At 68.4% G+C, this 18,996-nt stretch carries 19 protein-coding genes and 6 pseudogenes; 10 read left to right on the top strand and 15 right to left on the bottom strand.

Going from position 1 to position 18,996, the window contains the following annotated elements:
• Positions 1 to 11: 11 nt before the first annotated feature.
• The 3 genes and pseudogenes from ACIPSA_RS36600 to ACIPSA_RS36590 all read left to right on the top strand — a co-directional run.
• Positions 12 to 286 (top strand): annotated as a pseudogene (locus tag ACIPSA_RS36600) (transposase); the annotation flags it as partial.
• 143 nt (positions 287 to 429) lie between these two features.
• Positions 430 to 657: pseudogene (locus tag ACIPSA_RS36595) on the top strand (IS630 family transposase); the annotation flags it as partial.
• Between the two features lie 46 nt (positions 658 to 703).
• Positions 704 to 1,162 (top strand): GNAT family N-acetyltransferase, encoded by a 459-nt coding sequence (locus tag ACIPSA_RS36590; protein ID WP_402642648.1) that lies wholly within the window; start codon positions 704 to 706, stop codon positions 1,160 to 1,162.
• Between the two features lie 269 nt (positions 1,163 to 1,431).
• Here the strand turns inward: ACIPSA_RS36590 and ACIPSA_RS36585 are convergent, their stop codons facing one another.
• From ACIPSA_RS36585 to sigJ, 5 genes are all read right to left on the bottom strand, one after another.
• Positions 1,432 to 2,610, bottom strand: coding sequence for an alpha/beta hydrolase family protein (locus tag ACIPSA_RS36585; protein ID WP_402642645.1), 1,179 nt, complete (start codon positions 2,608 to 2,610; stop codon positions 1,432 to 1,434).
• A gap of 279 nt (positions 2,611 to 2,889) precedes the next feature.
• Positions 2,890 to 3,141, bottom strand: coding sequence for a leucine zipper domain-containing protein (locus tag ACIPSA_RS36580; RefSeq protein ID WP_402642644.1), 252 nt, complete (start codon positions 3,139 to 3,141; stop codon positions 2,890 to 2,892).
• Positions 3,142 to 3,254: 113 nt separating this feature from the next.
• Positions 3,255 to 4,058: a MerR family transcriptional regulator gene (locus tag ACIPSA_RS36575; RefSeq protein ID WP_402642738.1), complete on the bottom strand. Its 804-nt coding sequence runs from the start codon at positions 4,056 to 4,058 to the stop codon at positions 3,255 to 3,257.
• Positions 4,051 to 4,596, bottom strand: a complete 546-nt coding sequence (locus ACIPSA_RS36570; protein ID WP_402642642.1) for a VOC family protein — start codon at positions 4,594 to 4,596, stop codon at positions 4,051 to 4,053. The genes ACIPSA_RS36575 and ACIPSA_RS36570 overlap by 8 nt, the downstream gene beginning before the upstream one ends.
• Before the next feature lie 117 nt (positions 4,597 to 4,713).
• Positions 4,714 to 5,652, bottom strand: coding sequence for an RNA polymerase sigma factor SigJ (gene sigJ / locus ACIPSA_RS36565; RefSeq protein ID WP_402642736.1), 939 nt, complete (start codon positions 5,650 to 5,652; stop codon positions 4,714 to 4,716).
• A gap of 150 nt (positions 5,653 to 5,802) precedes the next feature.
• On the opposite strand from sigJ, the gene ACIPSA_RS36560 reads away from it, so the two are divergent.
• The gene (locus ACIPSA_RS36560) at positions 5,803 to 6,903 is read left to right on the top strand and encodes an LUD domain-containing protein (RefSeq protein ID WP_402642640.1); all 1,101 of its coding nucleotides are present in this window, start codon (positions 5,803 to 5,805) and stop codon (positions 6,901 to 6,903) included.
• 30 nt (positions 6,904 to 6,933) lie between these two features.
• Here the strand turns inward: ACIPSA_RS36560 and ACIPSA_RS36555 are convergent.
• Positions 6,934 to 7,050: pseudogene (locus ACIPSA_RS36555) on the bottom strand (IS5/IS1182 family transposase); the annotation flags it as partial.
• A 19-nt stretch (positions 7,051 to 7,069) separates the two neighbouring features.
• Positions 7,070 to 7,319: pseudogene (locus ACIPSA_RS36550) on the bottom strand (transposase); the annotation flags it as partial.
• A gap of 42 nt (positions 7,320 to 7,361) precedes the next feature.
• Between ACIPSA_RS36550 and ACIPSA_RS36545 the strand changes: the two are divergent.
• Positions 7,362 to 7,511 (top strand): annotated as a pseudogene (locus tag ACIPSA_RS36545) (ADP-ribosylglycohydrolase family protein); the annotation flags it as partial.
• Between the two features lie 229 nt (positions 7,512 to 7,740).
• On the opposite strand, the gene ACIPSA_RS36540 reads toward ACIPSA_RS36545, so the two are convergent.
• The 3 genes from ACIPSA_RS36540 to ACIPSA_RS36530 all read right to left on the bottom strand — a co-directional run bounded on the left by ACIPSA_RS36540 (position 7,741) and on the right by ACIPSA_RS36530 (position 10,091).
• Positions 7,741 to 7,950 carry a hypothetical protein gene (locus ACIPSA_RS36540; RefSeq protein ID WP_402642750.1) on the bottom strand — a complete coding sequence of 70 codons (210 nt, stop codon included), beginning with the start codon at positions 7,948 to 7,950 and terminating at the stop codon, positions 7,741 to 7,743.
• Positions 7,951 to 8,106: 156 nt separating this feature from the next.
• On the bottom strand, positions 8,107 to 8,997 hold the full coding sequence (locus ACIPSA_RS36535) for an RNA polymerase sigma-70 factor (RefSeq protein ID WP_402642638.1): 891 nt from the start codon (positions 8,995 to 8,997) through the stop codon (positions 8,107 to 8,109).
• The gene (locus ACIPSA_RS36530) at positions 8,994 to 10,091 is read right to left on the bottom strand and encodes an NAD(P)/FAD-dependent oxidoreductase (protein WP_402642636.1); all 1,098 of its coding nucleotides are present in this window, start codon (positions 10,089 to 10,091) and stop codon (positions 8,994 to 8,996) included. The genes ACIPSA_RS36535 and ACIPSA_RS36530 overlap by 4 nt, the downstream gene beginning before the upstream one ends.
• A 305-nt stretch (positions 10,092 to 10,396) precedes the next feature.
• Here ACIPSA_RS36530 and ACIPSA_RS36525 point away from each other — a divergent pair.
• Positions 10,397 to 10,851, top strand: a pseudogene (locus ACIPSA_RS36525) (NAD-binding protein); the annotation flags it as partial.
• A gap of 173 nt (positions 10,852 to 11,024) precedes the next feature.
• On the opposite strand, the gene ACIPSA_RS36520 reads toward ACIPSA_RS36525, so the two are convergent.
• Positions 11,025 to 12,485, bottom strand: coding sequence for a glycoside hydrolase family 76 protein (locus ACIPSA_RS36520; protein ID WP_402642633.1), 1,461 nt, complete (start codon positions 12,483 to 12,485; stop codon positions 11,025 to 11,027).
• 33 nt (positions 12,486 to 12,518) lie between these two features.
• Positions 12,519 to 14,138, bottom strand: a complete 1,620-nt coding sequence (locus tag ACIPSA_RS36515) for a glycoside hydrolase family 27 protein (RefSeq protein ID WP_402642630.1) — start codon at positions 14,136 to 14,138, stop codon at positions 12,519 to 12,521.
• Positions 14,139 to 14,424: 286 nt separating this feature from the next.
• On the opposite strand from ACIPSA_RS36515, the gene ACIPSA_RS36510 reads away from it, so the two are divergent.
• The gene (locus tag ACIPSA_RS36510; protein ID WP_402642734.1) at positions 14,425 to 15,594 is read left to right on the top strand and encodes an RNA-guided endonuclease InsQ/TnpB family protein; all 1,170 of its coding nucleotides are present in this window, start codon (positions 14,425 to 14,427) and stop codon (positions 15,592 to 15,594) included.
• A gap of 73 nt (positions 15,595 to 15,667) precedes the next feature.
• On the top strand, positions 15,668 to 15,889 hold the full coding sequence (locus ACIPSA_RS36505; protein WP_402642627.1) for a hypothetical protein: 222 nt from the start codon (positions 15,668 to 15,670) through the stop codon (positions 15,887 to 15,889).
• On the opposite strand, the gene ACIPSA_RS36500 is transcribed toward ACIPSA_RS36505, so the two are convergent.
• Both ACIPSA_RS36500 and ACIPSA_RS36495 read right to left on the bottom strand, forming a co-directional pair.
• Positions 15,883 to 16,878, bottom strand: coding sequence for a LacI family DNA-binding transcriptional regulator (locus tag ACIPSA_RS36500; protein WP_402642624.1), 996 nt, complete (start codon positions 16,876 to 16,878; stop codon positions 15,883 to 15,885). The genes ACIPSA_RS36505 and ACIPSA_RS36500 overlap by 7 nt on opposite strands.
• Positions 16,879 to 17,048: 170 nt before the next feature.
• On the bottom strand, positions 17,049 to 17,531 hold the full coding sequence (locus ACIPSA_RS36495) for a hypothetical protein (protein WP_402642622.1): 483 nt from the start codon (positions 17,529 to 17,531) through the stop codon (positions 17,049 to 17,051).
• A 34-nt stretch (positions 17,532 to 17,565) separates the two neighbouring features.
• On the opposite strand from ACIPSA_RS36495, the gene ACIPSA_RS36490 reads away from it, so the two are divergent.
• Both ACIPSA_RS36490 and ACIPSA_RS36485 read left to right on the top strand, forming a co-directional pair.
• A complete protein-coding gene (locus ACIPSA_RS36490; protein WP_402642619.1) occupies positions 17,566 to 18,126 on the top strand; it encodes a glycoside hydrolase family 125 protein in 561 nt (186 codons plus the stop codon).
• Between the two features lie 87 nt (positions 18,127 to 18,213).
• On the top strand, positions 18,214 to 18,384 hold the full coding sequence (locus ACIPSA_RS36485; RefSeq protein ID WP_402642617.1) for a hypothetical protein: 171 nt from the start codon (positions 18,214 to 18,216) through the stop codon (positions 18,382 to 18,384).
• A gap of 211 nt (positions 18,385 to 18,595) precedes the next feature.
• Here ACIPSA_RS36485 and ACIPSA_RS36480 read toward each other — a convergent pair whose 3' ends face one another.
• Entirely contained in the window at positions 18,596 to 18,925 is a 330-nt protein-coding gene (locus ACIPSA_RS36480; protein WP_402642616.1) for a transposase, read from the bottom strand.
• Positions 18,926 to 18,996: the final 71 nt, after the last annotated feature.

The following is an 18,996-nucleotide window of genomic DNA, read 5'->3' as shown; positions in this document are numbered from 1 at the left end:
GCGGGGCAAGGGTGCAGCGATTGCCCGCTTCGGCCTGTTACAAGCCGGGCGAACGCTCACGCCTGATCTACCGGCCCAAGCGGCACGCCGATCACAAGCGGGGCGGCAGACGCAGTCTCGCCTGGACCGATTACCGCGACCTGCTCGTCGCCGCCCACCAGCAGCTCGGCACAATCGTGCTCGTGTGGGACAACCTCAACGTGCACAAAGACCGCCGAATGCGGGAGTTCATTGACACCCACGACTGGATCACCTTCACTTCCTGCCGGCCTACGCACCCGACCTAATTCGTTGATAGCGGCGCCGGTTGGCTTCCCGAAGTCGACCGGGCTGTTCGACAGCGGGATCGTCACGCCTTCCTGGACCCCGGCCCACGAGGCCTTCACTGAGAGTGGCGGTCGGCCCCGCTTCGCTGGGGAGCCCTTCGGCACCTTCGCGGCCGCCAACGCTGACCGCCCTGACTTCGGACCACTGCGGCAATTCACCCTGGCGAACTCCAACCACACCGTCCAGACCGGGCCCTGCACCGCTACCTGCGCTGGCGCAACACCAACGCCCGCCACCCCCGACGTCCTGGCCGCCCAGCGCAGGGAACGCGCTCGCATCCGCAGCGAGAAGAGCATCCGGTGGGGCCGCCCCGCCGCACGAGCGGCGTGATCAATCCAGGTGCAACCCGTGAGCCCTGCCTCATAGCCTCGGCCCCATGACTGACCATGCCCTCGTCCCCGACGACTTCGTCGTCCCCGCGGACCTGATCACCCCGCAGTTCCGTCTGGAACCTCTGGGACCCCAGCACAACGCCGCTGACCACGCCGCCTGGACCAGCAGCATCGAGCACATCCGTGCGACCCCGGGCTTCCAGGACCGAGGATGGCCTCCTGCGGACGGGATGACCCTGGAGGCGAACCTCGTCGACCTGCAGCGTCACGCGGACGACTTCGCTCAGCGCCGCGGATTCACCTACACCGTCATCGAGACCGCAAGTGGCGAGGTGATCGGGTGCGTCTACATCTATCCCTCCCGCAGCGACGACCATGACACCGACGTCCGCTCCTGGGTCCGTGCCGACAGAGCCGAGCTGGACGCGCCCTTGCAAGCGGCGGTCACGACCTGGCTGTCCACGAACTGGCCCCTCGGAACCCTCAACTATCAGCCCCGCTGACAATCATGTGGTCCCGCAGCAACCATCCATGCAAACCCCTGCGGGACAACTGGCCTTCGAATGCCCCGACCGCGGGATGAAACGAACACACCTTCCCGGTCACAGCACTGGCCACCTCTCCCCCGCGAAGCCCCACAGCCTCGCGGAACCGGCCATCGTTCCTTCAACGGCTGAGGGCGAGCAGGCTGCGCCTAGTAGTGCTGTGACCGGGGATGTTCGCCGGGTCTGACCCACACGGAGTGTCAGCCGCGTCGGTGTGTGCGGGTCCGTCAGGGGTGGAAGCCGACCTCAGGGTTTGCCGCGGAGGGCCCGTCGAGGACCGGCTCAGGGATGCCGCGCAGATGCAGGTCGAAGAACGCCCCGACGTAGGTGCGGGTGATCTGCACCGCCCGCTGGGCGGAGACCGTCGTACCGGGGGGCTCGGGAATGCCCAGCTTCTCGGCGAGGACCGGCACATCGGTGAAGCTGGCGTGATTGGAACCCGACACCGTCAGCCAGCGCTTCCAGCCGTCCAGATTCGCCCAGCCGCTCGCCCAGGTGTCATCCACCACGCCGCCCAAGTCGTGGCCCACCAGCATGAAGGGACGACCGCCGAGGCCGGTGGCGGGGACCGGCGCGAACATGGTGCCGTCGAGATTCACTCCGGCCCGCACTCTTTTGTCCGCTGCCATGGTGGTGACGGCGGCATCGCCGCCGAGGGAGTGCCCGGCCATCCCGATCCGCCTGGGGTCGATCATGTGGGCGTACTGCCAGCCAGGGTGGCGGCGGCTGGTCAGCTCATCGATCACGAAGGAGATGTCTCTCGCCCGGCTCTCCGCTATGGCCCCGGGACCGCCGGTAGAGGGCGTGTCGCAGATGGCGCAGGTGAGCGTCTGCCCGTCGGGGAAGGTGGTGCCGGAATTCTCGTAGGTGTGGTCGACGAGAGCGACGACGTATCCGCGGCTGGCCAGGTCCTCGGCGAGGCTGGTGAGCTCGGTGCGCGGCATGGTGAACCCGGGCGAGAGCACTACCAGCGGGAAGCGGCCGTGCTCCGGTCGTGCGTCGGAACGCGCCCAGGTGTGGGTCCCGCTGACCGCCTCGGCCGGGATGGTGGTACCCGGCAGCTTCAACTGCAGCATGAGCCGGGCCGCCTCGGTGGTCATGTACGGAGCCGGTCCGCCCGTCCCGAGCCGGGCCGGGTAGTACATCGACACCATCAGCTGCCGCGGCCCCGCCGACGGCACCCAGGGGTCCTGACGGTGCTTGTCGACGAGGTGCAGGATTTCGCGGCCGACCGCGTGCGGACCGGTCGGGCGGGGGAGCTCCGGATGGAGTCCGTACGGGTCCGAGGCCGCGGCGGCGGAGTGTTCGGATGCGGGTGCGGCTAATGCCGTACCCGCTGCGACCGCGGGCAGCGGCAGGACGAGTGTGAGGACGGCAGCAGCGGCGGTGCGACGGATTCTGGTCATGGCAGCGACGCTAGAACGCGGGCACTGCAGCTGACGTCCCCTCAGCGGCGGACGTGACGTGCACCCGGAGGACTACAGGGCATCCTCTCGTGGGACGACACGGTACCTAGGGGTAGCGCCTTGACCAAGGGGTTTGCCACTGCAGGCCGGTCCGGTGACAGGTTGGCCTCCGTACCCGCACCGGCTCCCCCACCGCATCCCCCGGATTGCATCAGGTGTCTTTGGACATCCAGCCGGCCCGCACCGCAACGAGACCAGCAAGCCGGCGGACATTCCCGGTCACAGCACTAGCCAGGGGATCGACCAAGATCTTCCTGAGAGGTTTGTGCGGGTGGGCATGGAACGCGGCTTCGACGACCGGTCGCGCGGGCCAGCGTCGCCCTCGACGCGGTGGCGGTCGATCCATCGCTTCACGCAGCGCCGAAAGACCCCCATCGCTGCGGCGATGTGCGGCTGTTTCCAACCTGCGCTGGAGCGTTGGATGATCAACCGCCTGCCGTGAATCGTCAGGCGAGCATTGCCGTGGGGCAAGGGGACCTCCGCGTGTTTCAAGAAGTGTCTGGCGTGCCCGTTCGGGGCATGACAGACAACCGCCGACCGCGAACGAGTGCGATCGAGCAGAGAGAGCTGACGTGGGTGTGGGGCTACTGCCAGGTCGCCGTGTCGGGGTTGATCCCGTGAGCGCGAGCGGCCTCGTCGATGATCTGCCGGAACCAGGAGGCCAGCCCGGCGCGAACGCCGTCGTAGTGGGCCGCGAAGCCCCGGTCGGACTCGTACATTCGCCCCAGACACACCTGCATCTGCCGCGTGAGCGGGAAGAAGTTCGAGAAGACCTCGCGATGGCGCTCAACGAGCGTGTTCGCCTCCGGACTGCCCGGAGCGACGCCTTGGTCCAGCGCATCGCCCAGATCACGCTGGAGCGTGGACATCGCCTCGGAGAGAGACCGCCACTGTTCGCGCGTGCGGGAAGCGGAGCGTTCGGCGAACTGCGCCCACTGCGGGGAGTCTCCCCAGACAACGCGGGCCCGCCCCGATCCGCGCGGGTCCCAGTCCGGGCCGAACGTCGCCGACTGCTCTTCGTCGCTCAGGAGGATTCCGCGTTCGTGTGCCTCAGCCATCCGTTCCAGGCGCTCGTCGAGCTGTTGCAGGTCGCGGATCCGCTGGGCGAGCTGGGAGCGTTGCTCACGCAAGGTGGCACCGATCTCGGTGGTCGCGTCGTCGAGAACCCCGCGGATCGCATCCAATCCGAGGCCGATCTCTCGATAGGCGACGATCCGATGCAGTCGCTGCAGGTCCGCGTCGGTGTAGCGGCGGTACCCGGCCGTGGTGCGGACAGTTGGCGACGCCAGGCCGATCTCGTCCCAGTGATGCAACGTGCGGACGGTCACCCCCAGGAGCGCGGCGGTCGAGCCCACCGTGAGACCGTCGTCGAGCTTGGGATCAACCATGAACGCCATGGTCGCCTTCACCCGTTGATTTCGGGGCGACGATCCCGACCGATTCGAGATCGCGCGCCTCCCGGCTGTCGGGATCGAGCCGCTTCGCCGCGGTGAACACGACCCGCGCCCGCTCGGGCGTGATCACTTCAACGTCGCGAGTGTTCCACGGAGTATCACGCGGGTCGGTAGCGCTATCGGCAACGAGCCCACGACACGCCTCGACGAGCTGATCGACCTCGCTCAAGACGCACGCGAAACTCACGCTCATCGTCGGCACCTGTGTCTGCGCAGAACCAACCCCTGCAGGGACGAGCAACACGTCCTGGAACGCCCACCTGCGCAGGTGTACCACCTGGCCGGGAATGCTGAACAACTCGAAGAATCCGAGCCCTCGCACCCAGAAGTCCGTGGACGCGGCCAGATCGGACGTCGGAATCGTCACGAACGCCGGCATTCCATAGATGCCAGGAAACGGCTCCGGCGCAACCGCATCCGGCCCCGGGGTGGGTACGGGACTCATCTCAAACGCATTGAAGAAGTCACTCATGCACCGCATCGTCCGCTCTCACGCAACGTGAGGGTCAACCCCAGCAGCAGACGGACCAACTACTTGGCCGGGTACGTCTGGTCAGAACCGTGGATGACCGGTCGTTCCGCATGATCGTCAGCTGATCCGCCAGGGACGGAGCTTCTCGGGGTTTCGCACCGCCCAGATATGCCTGATCCGGTCACCCGCGATCTCGAACGCGAACACGGTCGCGATGTTGCCGTCCTGCTGCGCTACCAAGCCGGGCAGGCCGTTGACCGTGCACTCCAGGAACGTCGTGCGGTCGCCCGACACACGCGCGATCTCGGCGTAGGCACGTGCGATCTGCTCGCCGCCCACGATCGGGTGCAGGTGGGTGACGGCCAGCCCGCCGCCGTCGGCGGTCGCGGTGGCGTCGGGGTCGAGCAGGCTGATCAGGGCGTCGATGTTCTTGGCCTCCCACGCCGTTTTGAACTGCCTGACGATGCCGGCCTGTCCGGCGCTCGGGCCCGCCGGGGTCTGCGCAGTGCGGATGCGACGGCGGGCGGACGAGGCCAGCTGGCGGCACGCCGCCGGAGTGCGTCCGATGATTTCGGCGACCTCGCCGAAGGGGTAGCGGAAGACGTCGTGCAGGACGAACGCGACGCGCTCGGCCGGGGTCATCGAATCGAGGACGACCAGGAAAGCCATGGTCACTGACTCGTCGAGGGTGACCCGATCGGCCGGGTCGGTCCCGTCGCCGCCGGAACTCCCGGTGATCCACTCCGTGGGCGCGGGCAGTGGTTCCGGGATCCAGTCGCCCACGTATGTCTCCCGTCTGGCCCGCGCCGAGCCGAGCAGGTTCAGGCAGATGCGGCTGGCGACCGTCATCAGCCAGGCGCCGGGCGCCTCGATGGCCTGTTGCTCCCGTGCGGACATGGCGTACCAGCGGACGTAGGTCTCCTGCACGACGTCCTCGGCGTCGGCAAGGGACCCGAGGAGTCGATAGGCGAGGTTGATCAGCTGGCGCCGCTCGCTCATGATCGCGCTGAGGCTCGGATCGCTCTGATCGTCGCCGGGCTCGGCCCTGGTGGTCATGGTCCGGCAGTCTCCCTCGGTCGCTTCTGTGCCTCTACCCGTTACGACAAGACAGCCCTTCGGAATGTGAGGCTGACGCGCCGCCTCACATTCCGAAGGGCTGCGTTGTCGTACCGGTGAGGATGACAACACCAGGGAGAGGGGACTTCGATGAACGACTTCCAAGCCATCGCGGACCGCGTCGAGATCGAGGCACTGCGCGGCGAGTTCACCGACGCGGTGATGATGCGCGACCGACGCCGCCTGGCGTCGCTGTTCACACCGGACGGTGCCCTGCGCATGCCCAACATCCCTGTCGAGCAGGTCGGCCGCGAGGAGATCCGTGCCGGGGGCGAACGGCTGCAGAGCCTGTGGGACTTCTTCGTGCAGAACACACATCCCGGCACGATCCTGCTCGACGGCGACACCGCGACCGGCCGCGCCTACATCCAAGAACTCGCGCGCACCCTCGACGGACGCCAGGGACTGAACTACGCCGTCTACCACGACCGCTACCAGCGCACCACGGAGGGCTGGAAGTTCTCCGAGCGGGTGTACGAGGTCAGGTACCTCGACACCTCCCCGCTGGCGGGCACGGCGCCCCAGGCGACGCAGGGCTCCGGGACCAACCGGGCGGACACCACGGCCACCCCGGCGCCGGCCGCCTCCTTCGCCGACCCGGCATCGGCCGAACGACTGGAGCGGGTAGCCGCCGCGTTGTGTGCCAACGGTTTCGCCGCCGAGATCCTCGACCACACCGAGGAGGCGCGCGCCCGCATCAAGGACCTGGTCCCCGAGGGTTCCAGCGTGCTCACCGGAGCCAGCGAGACCCTCCGGCTGTCCGGCATCGACGAGGACATCAACGCCAGCGGCCGGTACGACGCCATCAGGCCGCGCGTCCTGGCCATCGACCGTGCCACCGGCGCCGACGAGATCCGAAGGCTGGTCGCCAGCCCCGAATTCGTCGTCAACAGCGTCGCCGCGGTCACCGAGACCGGCTCGCTCGTTCTTGCCTCGGGCAGCGGCAGCCAACTCCCTGCCAACGCAGGCGGCGCCGCCCACGCCGTCTGGATCGTCGGCGCGCAGAAGGTGGTGCCTGACCTGAGCACAGCGCTGCGCCGCGTCGAAGAGCACTGCCTTCCGCTGGAAAACGCCCGCGCCCAGGCGTTGTACGGGATGCCCAGCGCCGTCAACCGCCTGCTCGTCCTCAACGCGGAACCGCGCCCGGGGCGCGGCACCGTGCTGCTTCTCCGAGAGGCCATCGGATACTGACCCGGCCCAGGGTTCGTTTGACTCACGGGCTCTGAGCCAATCATTGATGGCGGCGTTCTGGACGGTGGCTTCGTAGCGGACTGCGAGCTTGTCGTACCGGGTCGCCACGGCCCTGTGCCGCTTGAGGCGGTTGATTCCGCATTCAAGGAGCAAGCCGTAATGCACGCATAGAAGAGGTGGGCTCGGCCTTGCGGCCGTCCTTGACACGGGCCAGTCCGGTCAGGTCGTAACTGAGTTGTGCGAAGATTCCCTCGTCGTGCCAGGCCGCATAGTAGGCGTAGACGGTTCCGTGTGCCGGGGAAGTCGTGGGGAAGGTATTTCCAGGGGGTTCCCGTGCGGTGGACGTACAGGAGCGCATTAGAGACGTCCCGCAGTTCGACGGTGGCCGGCTGGCAGGTGGGTCTGCGGTCAAGTCGTGGGCCGCCCGGCCGTCGGCGCGGCCCAGATAACCTGCGTGAATGAAGCGGATTCAGCGGGCCGCTGGCGCGGTCGTCGGCTCAGCGGTGGGTGACGCCCTGGGCGGCCCCTTCGAGTTCGGTCCGCAGGGGGCGTTCTCCGCGCGGTTTCCCGCGCCTGGTGCCGGTGGCGAGATGTGCGGAGGCGGTGGAATCGGCCGTCAGACGAACGCACGGCCCCCTGCGCCGCTCCACTCCGCGGTGCTCTTCCGCCGTCTTCCGGTCGTCACTCGGAGGCTAACCCTCCTCGCAGGCCGACCCTGGCGCCAGAGCACCACGGCTGATGCTGCGTCCAGCCTTCCGATGGTCAGTCGCTACTGGCCGTTCGATCCTCCTCACGGGCCTTTTCGGTTGCTCAGGCGAAATCTTCCAGGGGGAGCATTCAAGACGTCACGGGGGGATGCCGCGGTGCCGCCAGCACCAGCTGTACCCCGATCTGCGAGCCGACCCCGTACTCCTCCTTCGCCGCCGCCCCGCCCCTCACGTCCTCCCCGGGCTCCTCCGCCGAACTCCACATCGCCGCCCGGATCTGCTCGACTCGCTCCCGAGCGGCGCTCTCCCTCCGCTCGATCTCCTCCAGCCACGACGCCATCGCCGCCCCCTGCGCTCAGCCACCCGACACCACGACGATCGGTGGAAACTGACACACGATCAGCAACGGCCCAGGTCAAAGAGCACTCGTGAAAGAGAGCCCTGGCTCGGTTGAACTTCAGTGCGCTTGTTGACAAAAGCCTTGAAGGTGCGCGGGTCACACCTTGATCGCCTTGAGCTTCTCCGGGTTGCGGACGCAGTAGATGGCCGTCACGACACCGCCGCGGATCTCGAACGAGGTCACCTGGTCGAGTTCGCCGTCGATGAGCACCGCGACGGAGTGCATCCCGTTGTAGGTGCCGATGCGGATGTCGAGTTCGCCCATGCGGGCGCCCTTGTCCAGGAGCCCGAGAAGCAGCCTGGCCACCTTGTCGGGCCCGACCACGGGGCGCCGCACCGCGTTCACGACCCCGCCGCCGTCAGCCAGGAACACCACATCGGGTGCGAGCAGGTCCATGAGGCCTTGGAGGTCACCGGTCGCGGCCGCCGTCAGGAACCGTTCGGCGACCGGCTGTGCCTCGGCTGGGGTGGCGACCGCGGTGTGTCGCCTCGCGCGCACGCTGTTGCGGGCGCGCTGGTTCAACTGCCGCACAGCGGCCTCGGACTTGCCCACCGCGGCGGCGATCTCCGCGTAGTCGAAGCCGAACACCTCGCGCAACACGAACACCGCGCGCTGGGTAGGGGTCAGGGCCTCCAGAACCAACAGCATCGCGGTGGTCACGGCCTCGCCGGTGAGCACGTGGTCCATGCCGTCGGGCGCGACGCCGGCAGCATCGGTCACCAGCGGCTCCGGCAGCCACGGCCCCACGTACTTCTCCCGGCGGCGCACGGCCGATCGCAGTACGCCGAGCGCCTGCCGGGTGACGATCTGCGCCAGATAGGCCCGCGCGTTCTCCACCGAGGTGTGGTTCACCGACCGCCACCGCAGGTAGCTGTCCTGCAGCACGTCTTCGGCGTCGGCCACCGACCCGAGGATCTCGTAGGCGATCGAGAACAGCAGGGCCCTGTGCGCGGCGAACTCGTCCGCGGGATCCGGCTGCTCGGTCACTTCGGGCCCCGCAGCCAGGCGTAGGTGGCGGTGCGGGCGCCGAACTTCGCGTAGCGACAGATCCGTTCCTTGACCACGGCCGCGGTGCGCCCGGCGAAGTAGAGCCGGCGCACGGTGTCGTTCCTGCGGCTGCCCTGTAGCAGCCCGTCGCGCCGGCCGAGGCTCAACGCCTGTCCGGTGTACCCCATGGAGTAGGGCTTGGGCTTACGGCCTTGGACCATCCGCGCCAGCGTATCCGCTGCGTGCGCACCCTGAGGCATGGCCGTCGCGCAGGCGGCGCGGGAGCCGGGAACCGCCGCGCAGTCGCCGACGACGAAGATCCGCGGGTCGGTCACGCTGCGCAGATACTCGTCGACCACCGCACGCCCGTCGGCATCCACCTCAAGTCCGCTGCGGGCAGCCAGGTCGGGCACGCTCCCGATGATCGCCCACAGCGTGAGGTCGGAGGTGAACTGCCGGCACGAGTGGAGACGCACCATGCCGCCTCCTCCTTCCCCGGCGCCAGGGGCAATCTCCGCGACGGAGTCCTCCACGACCTCCACGTTCAAGCGGTCCAGGCCGGTGCGCACACGCTTCTGCGCTCCTGCCGACAGGCTCGCGGCGATGGTCCTTCCCAGGATCCGCACGCGGAGGTCGGGTCGGCCGAAGGCGATCTCGGATGCTGTCTCGATGCCCGTCAGCCCGCCACCGATGACGGTGACCAGCCTCCCGCCGGGCAGCTCGGCCAGCGCGGCCCGCGCCTCCTCCGAGCCCTCCCAGGTCCCCACCGGAACGGTGCCCGGCAGCGGTGCGACCGTGCTGCCCACCGCGAGGAACAGGTAGTCGAAATCGAGACTCGCCCCGTCGCCGAGAGTGACCTGGCCGTCGCCGATCTTGTCGACGGTGCCCACCCGCGTTGCGATCCCTTCGCTCAGCATCGACGTCAGCGGGGTCGCCGCGGCTCCGGTCCCGGCGATCTGCTCGTGCAGCCGCACCCGCTCGACGAAGTCCGGACGGGGGTTGATCACCGTAATCTCCGCTGCCTTCACCTTCTTGGCCAGCCGGTTGGCCGCGATCGTCCCCGCGTAGCCGGCTCCCACCACCATGACCCTCATGTGTGCCTCCTGTTGTGGAATCAGTTCACACACGGGATGGAGCCCACCTCGCGTTTGTGACGGGCAAGCCGAGTGACCTGCATCACTCACGAACCTTCCGCCAGCCGACGAACACACCGACCGTCCGCCAAAGCCCTCACCAGGCCGGATACACCCTCATAGCCTGACGGATCCTCCCTGCGGAAGAGCCGCACCATTCCTCTTCTTCTCCCGCTTGTTGGCCTCGTCCTCAGCTCGTGCGGCGAGGTACTCGGCCCAGTCGCGCCGGGCGTAGGCAACCCAGCGGAGCGCGGTGTTGCCGTGCATTCGCCGACGCCGACCCTCTCCTGCGTGCCCTCGGGACGACCGTCGTCCACGTGGGCCCCACGGAGCGGGCCAGACCGTCAAGGCCGCCAACCAGCTCATCGTCGCGGTCAACATCCAGGCCCTGGCAGAGGCGGTCGTTTTCCTGGAGGAAGCGGGTGCCGACCTCCCCTCCGCCCTGGAGGGCCTCGGCGGCGGCCTGGCGGGCTCCATCGTCCTTGCCCGGAAGAAGGACGCCATGCTGAATCGGGACTTCAAGCCTGGCTTCCGCATCGACCTGCACCACAAGGACATGGGCATCGTCACCGACGCCGCCCGCGCCGTCGGCGCCATCCTCCCCCTCTGCTCCCTGACCGCCTAGTTGATGGCCTCCGCCCGCGCCAACGACGACGGCGCGCTGGACCACTCCGCCCTACTGCGCGGCGTCGAACGGCTCTCGGGCCGAGCCGTGGACTGAGATCGAGTACACACCAGCACGTGGGCAGCGGGACCAAGATTCCGGCCAGCGACCACGAGCAGGAGGGGAGTCGCCGGTGCGTGACAACTCCCGTGGGATGACACCCTCGTGAGCCGCCCAAGACCGCGGCCGCCGTCCCTCTCCGGGACGGTGGCCGCGTTCGTGACCGTGTGTCAGTCCGACGCGTTCATCAGGTCGAGCGCGCTCTGCTGGCGGGCGGCGTCGGTGGAGTCCAGCGGCCCGGCCCAGTGCAGCCCGTACGCGTCGAGTGCGTTGCGGTCGCTCGCGTACGCGGCGTCGGCCTGCCGCCGGATGTACGACGTGTAGGGGCGGTCGGACAGCCGGGCGTTGAAGGCGCTCAGCCCCCGGACGTACGCGCCTTTGAAGGACGGGCCGTCGCCGCCGCAGCCGCTCGTCTCGCACGGCTCCCGCAGGATTCCACCGGAGTTGAGGACCGCCGACGAGGTCGAGGCGCCCCCGATCTGGCGGCCGGTGGTGAGCAGAGCGGAGTCGCCGGTCGCCCGGTACAGCTCCGACAGGCCGCCGAGCAACACTCCCTGGTTGTACGACCAGGTGGTGTCGCCGTTGTTGCCGCAGGTCGACAGGTTGATGCCGTCATTGACCAGATGGGAACTGTTGATCATGCCGGTGCCCTTGAACCACGACCACTCGGCGCCCGCCCGGCCGAGATAGACCGTGTCGCCCGCGATGCGGTTGTGCAGGGCGGCGTTCAACTCCAGGTAGAGAGAGTTGGCGATGGCGTTCTTGTAGGTCCTGGCGGTGCTCCACCACACGCCACCGCCACATGTGGAGTCCCAGTACCGCGCCATGTGGTCGGCGTCGGCGCGGGCGGTGTTGAGGTAGCGGCTGTCGCCGGTGAGGTCGTACGCGGCGACCCAGGCCAGCCCCCACCACCCGGTGTCGTCGATGTAGGCGTTGGTGAAGTTGCCACCCTGGGCGGAGATATTGCGGTCGTAGGTGTTGGCGATGGCGTACTTGTAGCTGCCCATCCCGGTGACGCGGATGTTGTCGATGAGGGCGGTCAAGGCGTTGGCCGAGTTCCACCAGCCGGTGGTGTCGAACAGGCCGGTGGCATTGTTGTAGGACTGCATCAGGGCGGTGGCGGCGGCGGTCGGACGGTCGTAGGCGTTCCAGGTGGTGCGGGCCCAGGCGGTACAGGCGATCTCGGCCCGGTCCCCGGCCTTGCCGCAGGCGCGCAGGGCGCCGACGCCGAGGTTGCCCCAGTCGTCGACGTTGTACATCAGAGTGCGCCAGCCGGTCCGTCCGGCCGGGACGGTGGTGTCGCCAAGCTTGCTGCCAGAGGTCCAGGTGCGGCCGCCGTCGAAGGAGCGGTCGAGCCAGACCTCGTCGGTGGGGCTCCCGTTGGTGAGGGAGGCCCAGCCCATCGCGTCGGTGTCGTCGAAGTGCAGCACGATGCTGCGGGAGTAGATGGCGGCGGTCACCGGCTGCCGGTCCTGTGGGGAGAGCGCCGGGTCACGGCTGTCGCAGTACTTGTTGCACACGCTCGCCTCGGCGGCTGCGACCGCTACGCCGCCGGTGGCCGGGACGAGGAGGGCGAGGGCGGCGATCAGACCGGCCGCGGTCCTCCGGATTCGTTGCGTTGTCGGCGCCATGCCAACTCCATGGATGTGGGGGGATACGGGAGGTCAGCCCAGACGCCACTGCTGGTTGGCGCCGCCGTTGCAGGTCCAGAGTTCGAGCGCGGTGCCGTTGACGTTGCCGGAGGCCTTGTCGCCGCCGGTGACGTCGAGGCAGAGGCCCGACTGGGTGCCGGTGATGGTGCCGTCGGGGTTGAGGCGCCACTTCTGGTTGGCGCCCCCATTGCAGGTCCAGAGCTGCACCTTGGTGCCGGCGGTGGTTCCGTTGCCGTAGGCGTCGAGGCACTGCGTACCGCCGTAGAGCCGGAGTTCACCGGCGGCGGTGATGGTCACGGCCTGGTTGGCGCCGCCGCAGTCCCAGATCTCGATCTTGGTGCCGGGGGCGGTCTGGTTGTCGTACGCGTCGAGGCAGCGGTCGGAGGAGGCGCCGACCAGCGGGTGAGTGCTGCCGACGCTGGTGCCGCTGCCGACGGATACCCGGTACATCACCGAGCCGTGGCCGGGGACGCCGGCCGAGATGGTTCCGCTGGTGCTGCTGACGAGGTGGGACCAGAGGTTGTTGAGCCGGTAGGAGGATGCCGCGGGGAGACCGACCGCGGCGGCGGAAGTGGTGATGGTGGCCGCGGAGGAGTTCTCGTTGAAGAGGACCACCGAGACATCGCCGTTCGCCAGCGGCTTGGCCAGCACATGGAGGCCTCCCGAGGAGGAGATCTCGGTGCCCTGCCTGCCCAGGGAGTCTTGGTCCACGGCGATGACTTCCTTGTTGCCGTAGAGGGAGAGGGTGGCGGCGGAGGCCTTGCGCAGGTCGGTTCCGGCGATCAGCGGCGCGGCCATCTCCGCCCACAGGCTGAAGTGGGAACGGTCCTCTGTGAACGACATGCCGTTGCCGACTTCGAGCATGTCGGGGTCGTTCCAGGCGCCGGGCTTGGCGTACGGGGCGAGCTGGACGTTGGCCTTGTAGATCGACACCACTGTGGAGAAGTTGACGTTGATGTCGTCGGTGGTGCGCCAGCTGTTGCCGACCCCCGCACCCCAGGTCCACACGTTGGCGAGACCCCAGTTGCACAGGCTGTAGACGATCGGGCGGCCGGTGATGGCCAGGGCGTCGCGCATTGCGGTGTAGCGCTGCTGATCGGGCACGTTCTGGTGATTGCAGTTGTCGTACTTGAGGTAGTCCACGCCCCAGGCGGCGAAACTGCTGGCGTCCGTCTGTTCGTGACCGAGGCTGCCGGGGTAACCCTGACAGGTGGCGGTCCCGGCGCTCTCGTAGATGCCGAGCTTGAGGCCCTTGCTGTGGACGTAGGCGGCGGTTCCGCTGATGCCGTCGGGGAACTTGACCGGGTCGGGCACCAGTTGGCCTGCCGAGTTGCGGGCCTTGGACATCCAGCAGTCGTCGATGTTGACGTAGCTGTAGCCGGCGTCCTTGAGTCCGGACGAGACGAGGTAGTCCGCGGTCTGCTCGACCAGTGCCTCGCTGACGTTGCAGCCGAAGGCGTTCCAGTCGTTCCAGCCCATCGGGGGCGTCCGGGCCAGGCCGTTGTCGAGCGCCTGGGCGCGGGGCGCGGCACCGAGGACGAGCAGGGGTGGCGCGAGGACGAGAAGCAGTAGTAGCGCGAACGCGGTGCTCAGTGACCTCAAGGATCTTGACGGTCTTGAGGGGATAGTCATATCGGCGTCTCCTGTGTGCCGTCAGGGGGCGGCCAGGACAACCTGTCCAGACCTCTGGAAACGTATCCATCGCGAAGGTGCCACCACTCCGGCTTACGCGTCAATGGTCCGGACATGGCCTTCAGTTGCACCAACTACTCGCCTTACACAGGCAGTTGACAACTCCATAGCGCCATGACAACGTTTCTATTACCTCGCGCAGGGTGTAGACGACGCCACGACCCTTATGAATGTTCGAATTTGGTTCCCGTCGTGGTAAAACAGGCCGAGTATCAGCATGACCGGCGTGAAGCTGGTGGTGCGGGTGAAGCTGCTGCCAACGCCTGTGCAGGTGCTGGCACTTGAGGCGACCCTGCACGCTTGCAACGAGGCCGCGAACTGGCTCTCCAGCCAGGCCTTCGAGAAGCGGGTGGCGTCCCGGGCCGGCCTGCAGGCTCTGTCCTATGGGGAGTTGAAGGCGCGCGGTCTGTCCGCGCAGCCCGCGCGGCATGTGCTGCGCAAGGTCGCGGACGCCTACTCCACGCTGAAGGCGAACCTGAAGGCCGGACACCAGGGCAGGCCCGGCTCGAAGCGGCACACCAAGGCCACCGGCAAGTCGATCGCCTTCCGGCCACAGGCGGCCCAGCCCTTCGACGACCACTGCCTGTCCTGGCAGATGCCGGAGCGGACGGTGTCCATCTGGACCACCACGGGCCGGATAAAGAGCCTTGCGTTCGCAGGCTCCGCCGACCAGCTCTCGCTCCTCGATGCCCACCGCAAGGGCGAATCCGACCTGCTGTGCCAGGACGGCCAGTGGTACCTGATCGCGACCTGCGAGATCCCCGAAACCACACTGAACGCGCACCCGGCGGGGTTTCTCGGGGTGGACCTGGGGATCGTGAACATCGCCTCCACCTCCACCGGGACGCGCCACAGCGGGCGTCGGATGAACCGGCGGCGCGAGGCGGACCGCACGCTGCGCGCCAAGCTGCAGAAGAAGAAGACCAAGCCCGCCGAGCGGCGGGCGAAGAAACACGCGGGCAAAGAGGCCTGCCGGGCCCGCGACATCAACCACAAGATCAGCAAAAGCATCGTGGCGGAGGCTCAACGCACCGCTCGCGGCATCGCCCTGGAAGATCTGACGGGCATCCGCGAACGGGCACGGCTCAGGAAGGCCCAACGCGTCACCCTGCGCTCCTGGTCCTTCCACCAGCTCGGCTCCTTCCTCGCCTGCAAGGCGAAACGCGCCGGAGTCCCGCTGGTGCACGTCAATCCGGCCTACACCAGCCAGGAATGCTCCCAGTGCCACCACATCGACAGACGTAACCGGCCCGCACAGGACCGATTCGCGTGCAGGTCCTGCGGCTTCGTTGAGCACGCCGACCTGAACTCGTCCCACAACATCGCCGCCCGCGGCTGGTGGACGTGGGTTCGCGGGGCTGAGTCACAAGCCCCTGCGCTCATCGTCATCGCGTGAGTGCTGGATGCAGCCAGGCCTCGTCGAAGCCATCGACGACCCGAGCAGGAAGCCCGGGACTTGTCCCGGGTAGTTGACGAACCTGCTGCTCCTGGAGTCGGTGTCCGGAGACGGCAGATACCATCGCGCGACGGCCGACTACGCCGACCAGGTGTGGTCCACTATGCGCGATCCCGGGACCGGGCTGGTGCACTTCAACTCGTCCGGCGGCACGGAGGCGATCCAGCAGGCGGCCTTCGCACAGCTCTGCGCCGTGCTCGCGTGGCCCCGCGCTCTCTGGGCGACGCTTTACTGAGACTGGGGCCCGAGCTCCCCCGTGCCCCGGGCGATGAGCCGCACCGGCAGCACGGTCCTGCGGGAGGGGGCACCCTCGCCGTTGATGCGGTCGATGAGCAGACGGGCGGCGTGGCGGCCGAGTTCCTCGGTGTCGGAGGTCACCACCGTGACCGGGGTCGGGAGCATGTCGGCCAGCTTGAAGTCGTCGAACCCCACCACCGCGACGGGCGCCCGCAGTTGCCGGCTCGCCCGCAGGACTCCCTCGGTGAGAAAGCCCGTGGTCGAGAAGATCGCCGTCGGCGGCCGCGCCGACGTCAGCAGGGCGTGGGTGGCGGCGGAGGCGTCGTCCGTGGTCCCGCGCCGCAGGGTGACGACCAGGTCCTCGTCGACGGGGACGCCGCTGCGCCGCAGGGCTTTGCGGTAGCCGCGCAGCCTGCGGCCGGTGGTGTAGTACGAGGGCGCGACAAGGATCGCGATCCGACGGTGGCCATGGTCGATGAGGTGCTGTGTCGCCGCCGCTCCCCCGCCCTCGTTGTCGACCACGACGACGTCGGCCTCGGTGCCGGTGGCGGGCCGGTCGACGAAGACGATGGGCACCTGGTCGTGGGCGTTGACCTCACTGAGAAAGGCGTGGTCGCCCTGGTCGGGCACGATGATGAGCCCGGCGACCTGCCGCCCGATGAGCTCGCCCACCGCACGGCGCTCGACTTCCGGGTCCTCATCGGCGGTGCTGAGGAGCACCGCGTACCCGGCCCGGTTCGCCACATCGACGGCCGCCTTGGCAAGGGACGCGTAGAAGGGGTTGGTGAGGTCACCGAGCAGTAGCCCGACGGTCATGGAGTTCTGTCCGGGGCGGAGCGATCGCGCGATCTCGTTGCGCTGGTATCCGATGGCGTTGATGGCGGCGTTGACCCGGGCGGCGGTCTCCTCGCGGACCGTTCCGATGCCGTTGACGACGCGCGACACGGTGACGACGGCGACTCCGGCCCGCTCTGCGACATCGCGCATCGTCGGCCTGGTGTTCTGGCGCTGCGGGGAACGACTGCTCACGTGGGGCGGAGACCAACTTTCATCGCCGGGGCGGCCGGGGGACCGCCCTCAGGATACGTTTTCGGGTCCGGACACAAAGCCCCGGCCAGCAGACGTGATCGGGGCTTTGTGTCCCTGCGGGTCGGGCGCTAACCGTTGCTCTTGATCACGTCGTTGATCTTGTCGGTCATGGTCTGCAGGTCGGACAGCGGCTTCTTGCCCTGGAGGATGTCCGGCCAGTACGCCGTGATCAGGTCGTTGGACTGGCCGGCCCACTGTGTGGTGAAGCGCACGCCCGTGGTCAGCGGGGCGTTCAGGTCCGCCTTGACGGTGGACGCCACGGTCGTCACCCCGGCCTTGCCCAGGGCGTTGAAGTACGCGTCCTGGGCAGCGGTGTAGGCCGGCACGGCTACGGGCGAGTCCGGGAGCACCTTGGTCCACACGGTGGAGTCGAGGTAGGAAAGGACCTTGAAGGTGGCGTCCGCGTTCTGGGTGTACGACGGGGTGCAGATGCCCACCGCGTCGTACAGGGTGGCCGCCTTGTCGACCTGGGGCAGGGGCGCGAAGCCGTACCTGATCTTCGGCTTGTCGGTGAGGAACCCGGCGGCCAGCCACTGACCACTCCACAGCATCGGGATCTGTCCTGCGGCGAACAGCGACTGCTGGTTGGCCGACGAGATCGACGCCGGAATCCTGGCGAACGCGGTGGTCGAGGTCGGCGGCACATCCATACTGGCCTACGAGGTGAACGGACTCGGGGCGGTGCTGCTCGGCGACGACGCCAACCTCCCCAGTCTGCTCAGCCTCCCCCTGAGCGGCTGGTGCGCACCGGAGGACCCGCTCTATCAGGCCACCCGCCGTCTCGTACTCTCCGCGGCGAACCCTTCGTTCTTCCACGGCAGTTACGCGTCCGGTGTCGGCAGTACGCATACGCCGGACGGTCACGTCTGGCCGCTGGCGATCGCCACCGCCGGCCTGACCGGTGACGAGAACGCCGCAGCACAGGCCCTGCAAACACTGGCGGCCACGACTGCCGGCACCGGCCTGATGCACGAGAGCTTCCATGTCGACGACCCCGGCCGATTCACCCGGGACTGGTTCGGCTGGGCCAATGCCATGTTCTCCGAACTCGCCCTCGACCTGTGCGCGGGCGGCGTACGGCACCTGTTTCCCGTGAACCCGCGGACCCTGCCCGCTGCGCCGAGCGCGGGCAGCATGCCCGCCTGACCTGCGTCAGTAACCACACGCTGCGCCGTCGCCGTCCCGCACCCCGAGGAGCCGGCTGTGCTGTGCCTGCCCGACACTGTCCACGTCATGACCGACGACACCCGGCCGCGCACGGCGGTGTCGGCCACCGAAGGTGTCTGGACGGTGCGCGGCACCCAGGTCACCGCCGAGCCGACGGCCAGCGGTCTGCGGGCGTGCGCCCGCATGGCACGACCCGCCGCCCGCCGAGAGGCCGCACTGGCCGGTAGCGACTCGTAGTCGCGGGCCAGGCGACGGTGCAGCATCAGGGTGCCGAAGGTCTGCTCGACGATCCACCGCTTGGGGGCCGGCGTGAACCCGCGGGTGTGCGGATCGCGCTGGACCACCTCGACATCGATGGCCCGCTTGCGGTCCCGGCTCTTCTTGCCCGGATCCAGCGCGGTTGTCTCCTTCGGCGCGTTCAGCGAGGCGTGCACGGTCTGGGTGTCCATCAGATCGCGGACGGGTCCTCGTGCCGCCCGCGACTCTCACCCACCTGCCAGCGCAAAAGGTCGTGGATGGCCTGGCCGGTGCCGTCGTCGCGCCACCTGCCGAAGTAGTAGCACACCGCGGTGTACGGCGGGAAGTCGCGCGGCAGGTAGCGCCACTGGCAGCCCACCCGGGCCTGGTACAGGATCGCGTTCACGATCCCCCGCATCTCGTACCGGCCCTCATGCCCGCTGACCGACCGGTGCTGCCCCTTCGAGGCCGTGATGACCGGCCGGATCAGCTCCCACGCCTCATCCGACAGATGACTCGGGTACGACTGCCGCTCAGCCACGACTCCAGCAGACCGCACCCCCGGTCATCCGCAAGCCCTCAACCCGGACAACCGAACCCGACGACTCACAG

This window comes from Streptomyces sp. NPDC086549, from assembly GCF_044746205.1.
Classification (GTDB): domain Bacteria; phylum Actinomycetota; class Actinomycetes; order Streptomycetales; family Streptomycetaceae; genus Streptomyces.
This window is presented reverse-complemented; position numbering and strand designations above follow the sequence as displayed.

What these genes read in the sequence shown, in the direction of transcription:
- ACIPSA_RS36590 (WP_402642648.1), top strand. Translation starts at nt 704, where the DNA reads ATGACTGACCATGCCCTCGTCCCCGACGACTTCGTCGTCCCCGCGGAC.
- ACIPSA_RS36585 (WP_402642645.1), bottom strand. Translation starts at nt 2,610, where the DNA reads ATGACCAGAATCCGTCGCACCGCCGCTGCTGCCGTCCTCACACTCGTC.
- ACIPSA_RS36575 (WP_402642738.1), bottom strand. Translation starts at nt 4,058, where the DNA reads ATGGTTGATCCCAAGCTCGACGACGGTCTCACGGTGGGCTCGACCGCC.
- ACIPSA_RS36570 (WP_402642642.1), bottom strand. Translation starts at nt 4,596, where the DNA reads ATGAGTGACTTCTTCAATGCGTTTGAGATGAGTCCCGTACCCACCCCG.
- sigJ (WP_402642736.1), bottom strand. Translation starts at nt 5,652, where the DNA reads ATGACCACCAGGGCCGAGCCCGGCGACGATCAGAGCGATCCGAGCCTC.
- ACIPSA_RS36560 (WP_402642640.1), top strand. Translation starts at nt 5,803, where the DNA reads ATGAACGACTTCCAAGCCATCGCGGACCGCGTCGAGATCGAGGCACTG.
- ACIPSA_RS36540 (WP_402642750.1), bottom strand. Translation starts at nt 7,950, where the DNA reads ATGGCGTCGTGGCTGGAGGAGATCGAGCGGAGGGAGAGCGCCGCTCGG.
- ACIPSA_RS36530 (WP_402642636.1), bottom strand. Translation starts at nt 10,091, where the DNA reads ATGAGGGTCATGGTGGTGGGAGCCGGCTACGCGGGGACGATCGCGGCC.
- ACIPSA_RS36520 (WP_402642633.1), bottom strand. Translation starts at nt 12,485, where the DNA reads ATGGCGCCGACAACGCAACGAATCCGGAGGACCGCGGCCGGTCTGATC.
- ACIPSA_RS36515 (WP_402642630.1), bottom strand. Translation starts at nt 14,138, where the DNA reads ATGACTATCCCCTCAAGACCGTCAAGATCCTTGAGGTCACTGAGCACC.
- ACIPSA_RS36500 (WP_402642624.1), bottom strand. Translation starts at nt 16,878, where the DNA reads ATGCGCGATGTCGCAGAGCGGGCCGGAGTCGCCGTCGTCACCGTGTCG.
- ACIPSA_RS36495 (WP_402642622.1), bottom strand. Translation starts at nt 17,531, where the DNA reads ATGCTGTGGAGTGGTCAGTGGCTGGCCGCCGGGTTCCTCACCGACAAG.
- ACIPSA_RS36485 (WP_402642617.1), top strand. Translation starts at nt 18,214, where the DNA reads ATGACCGACGACACCCGGCCGCGCACGGCGGTGTCGGCCACCGAAGGT.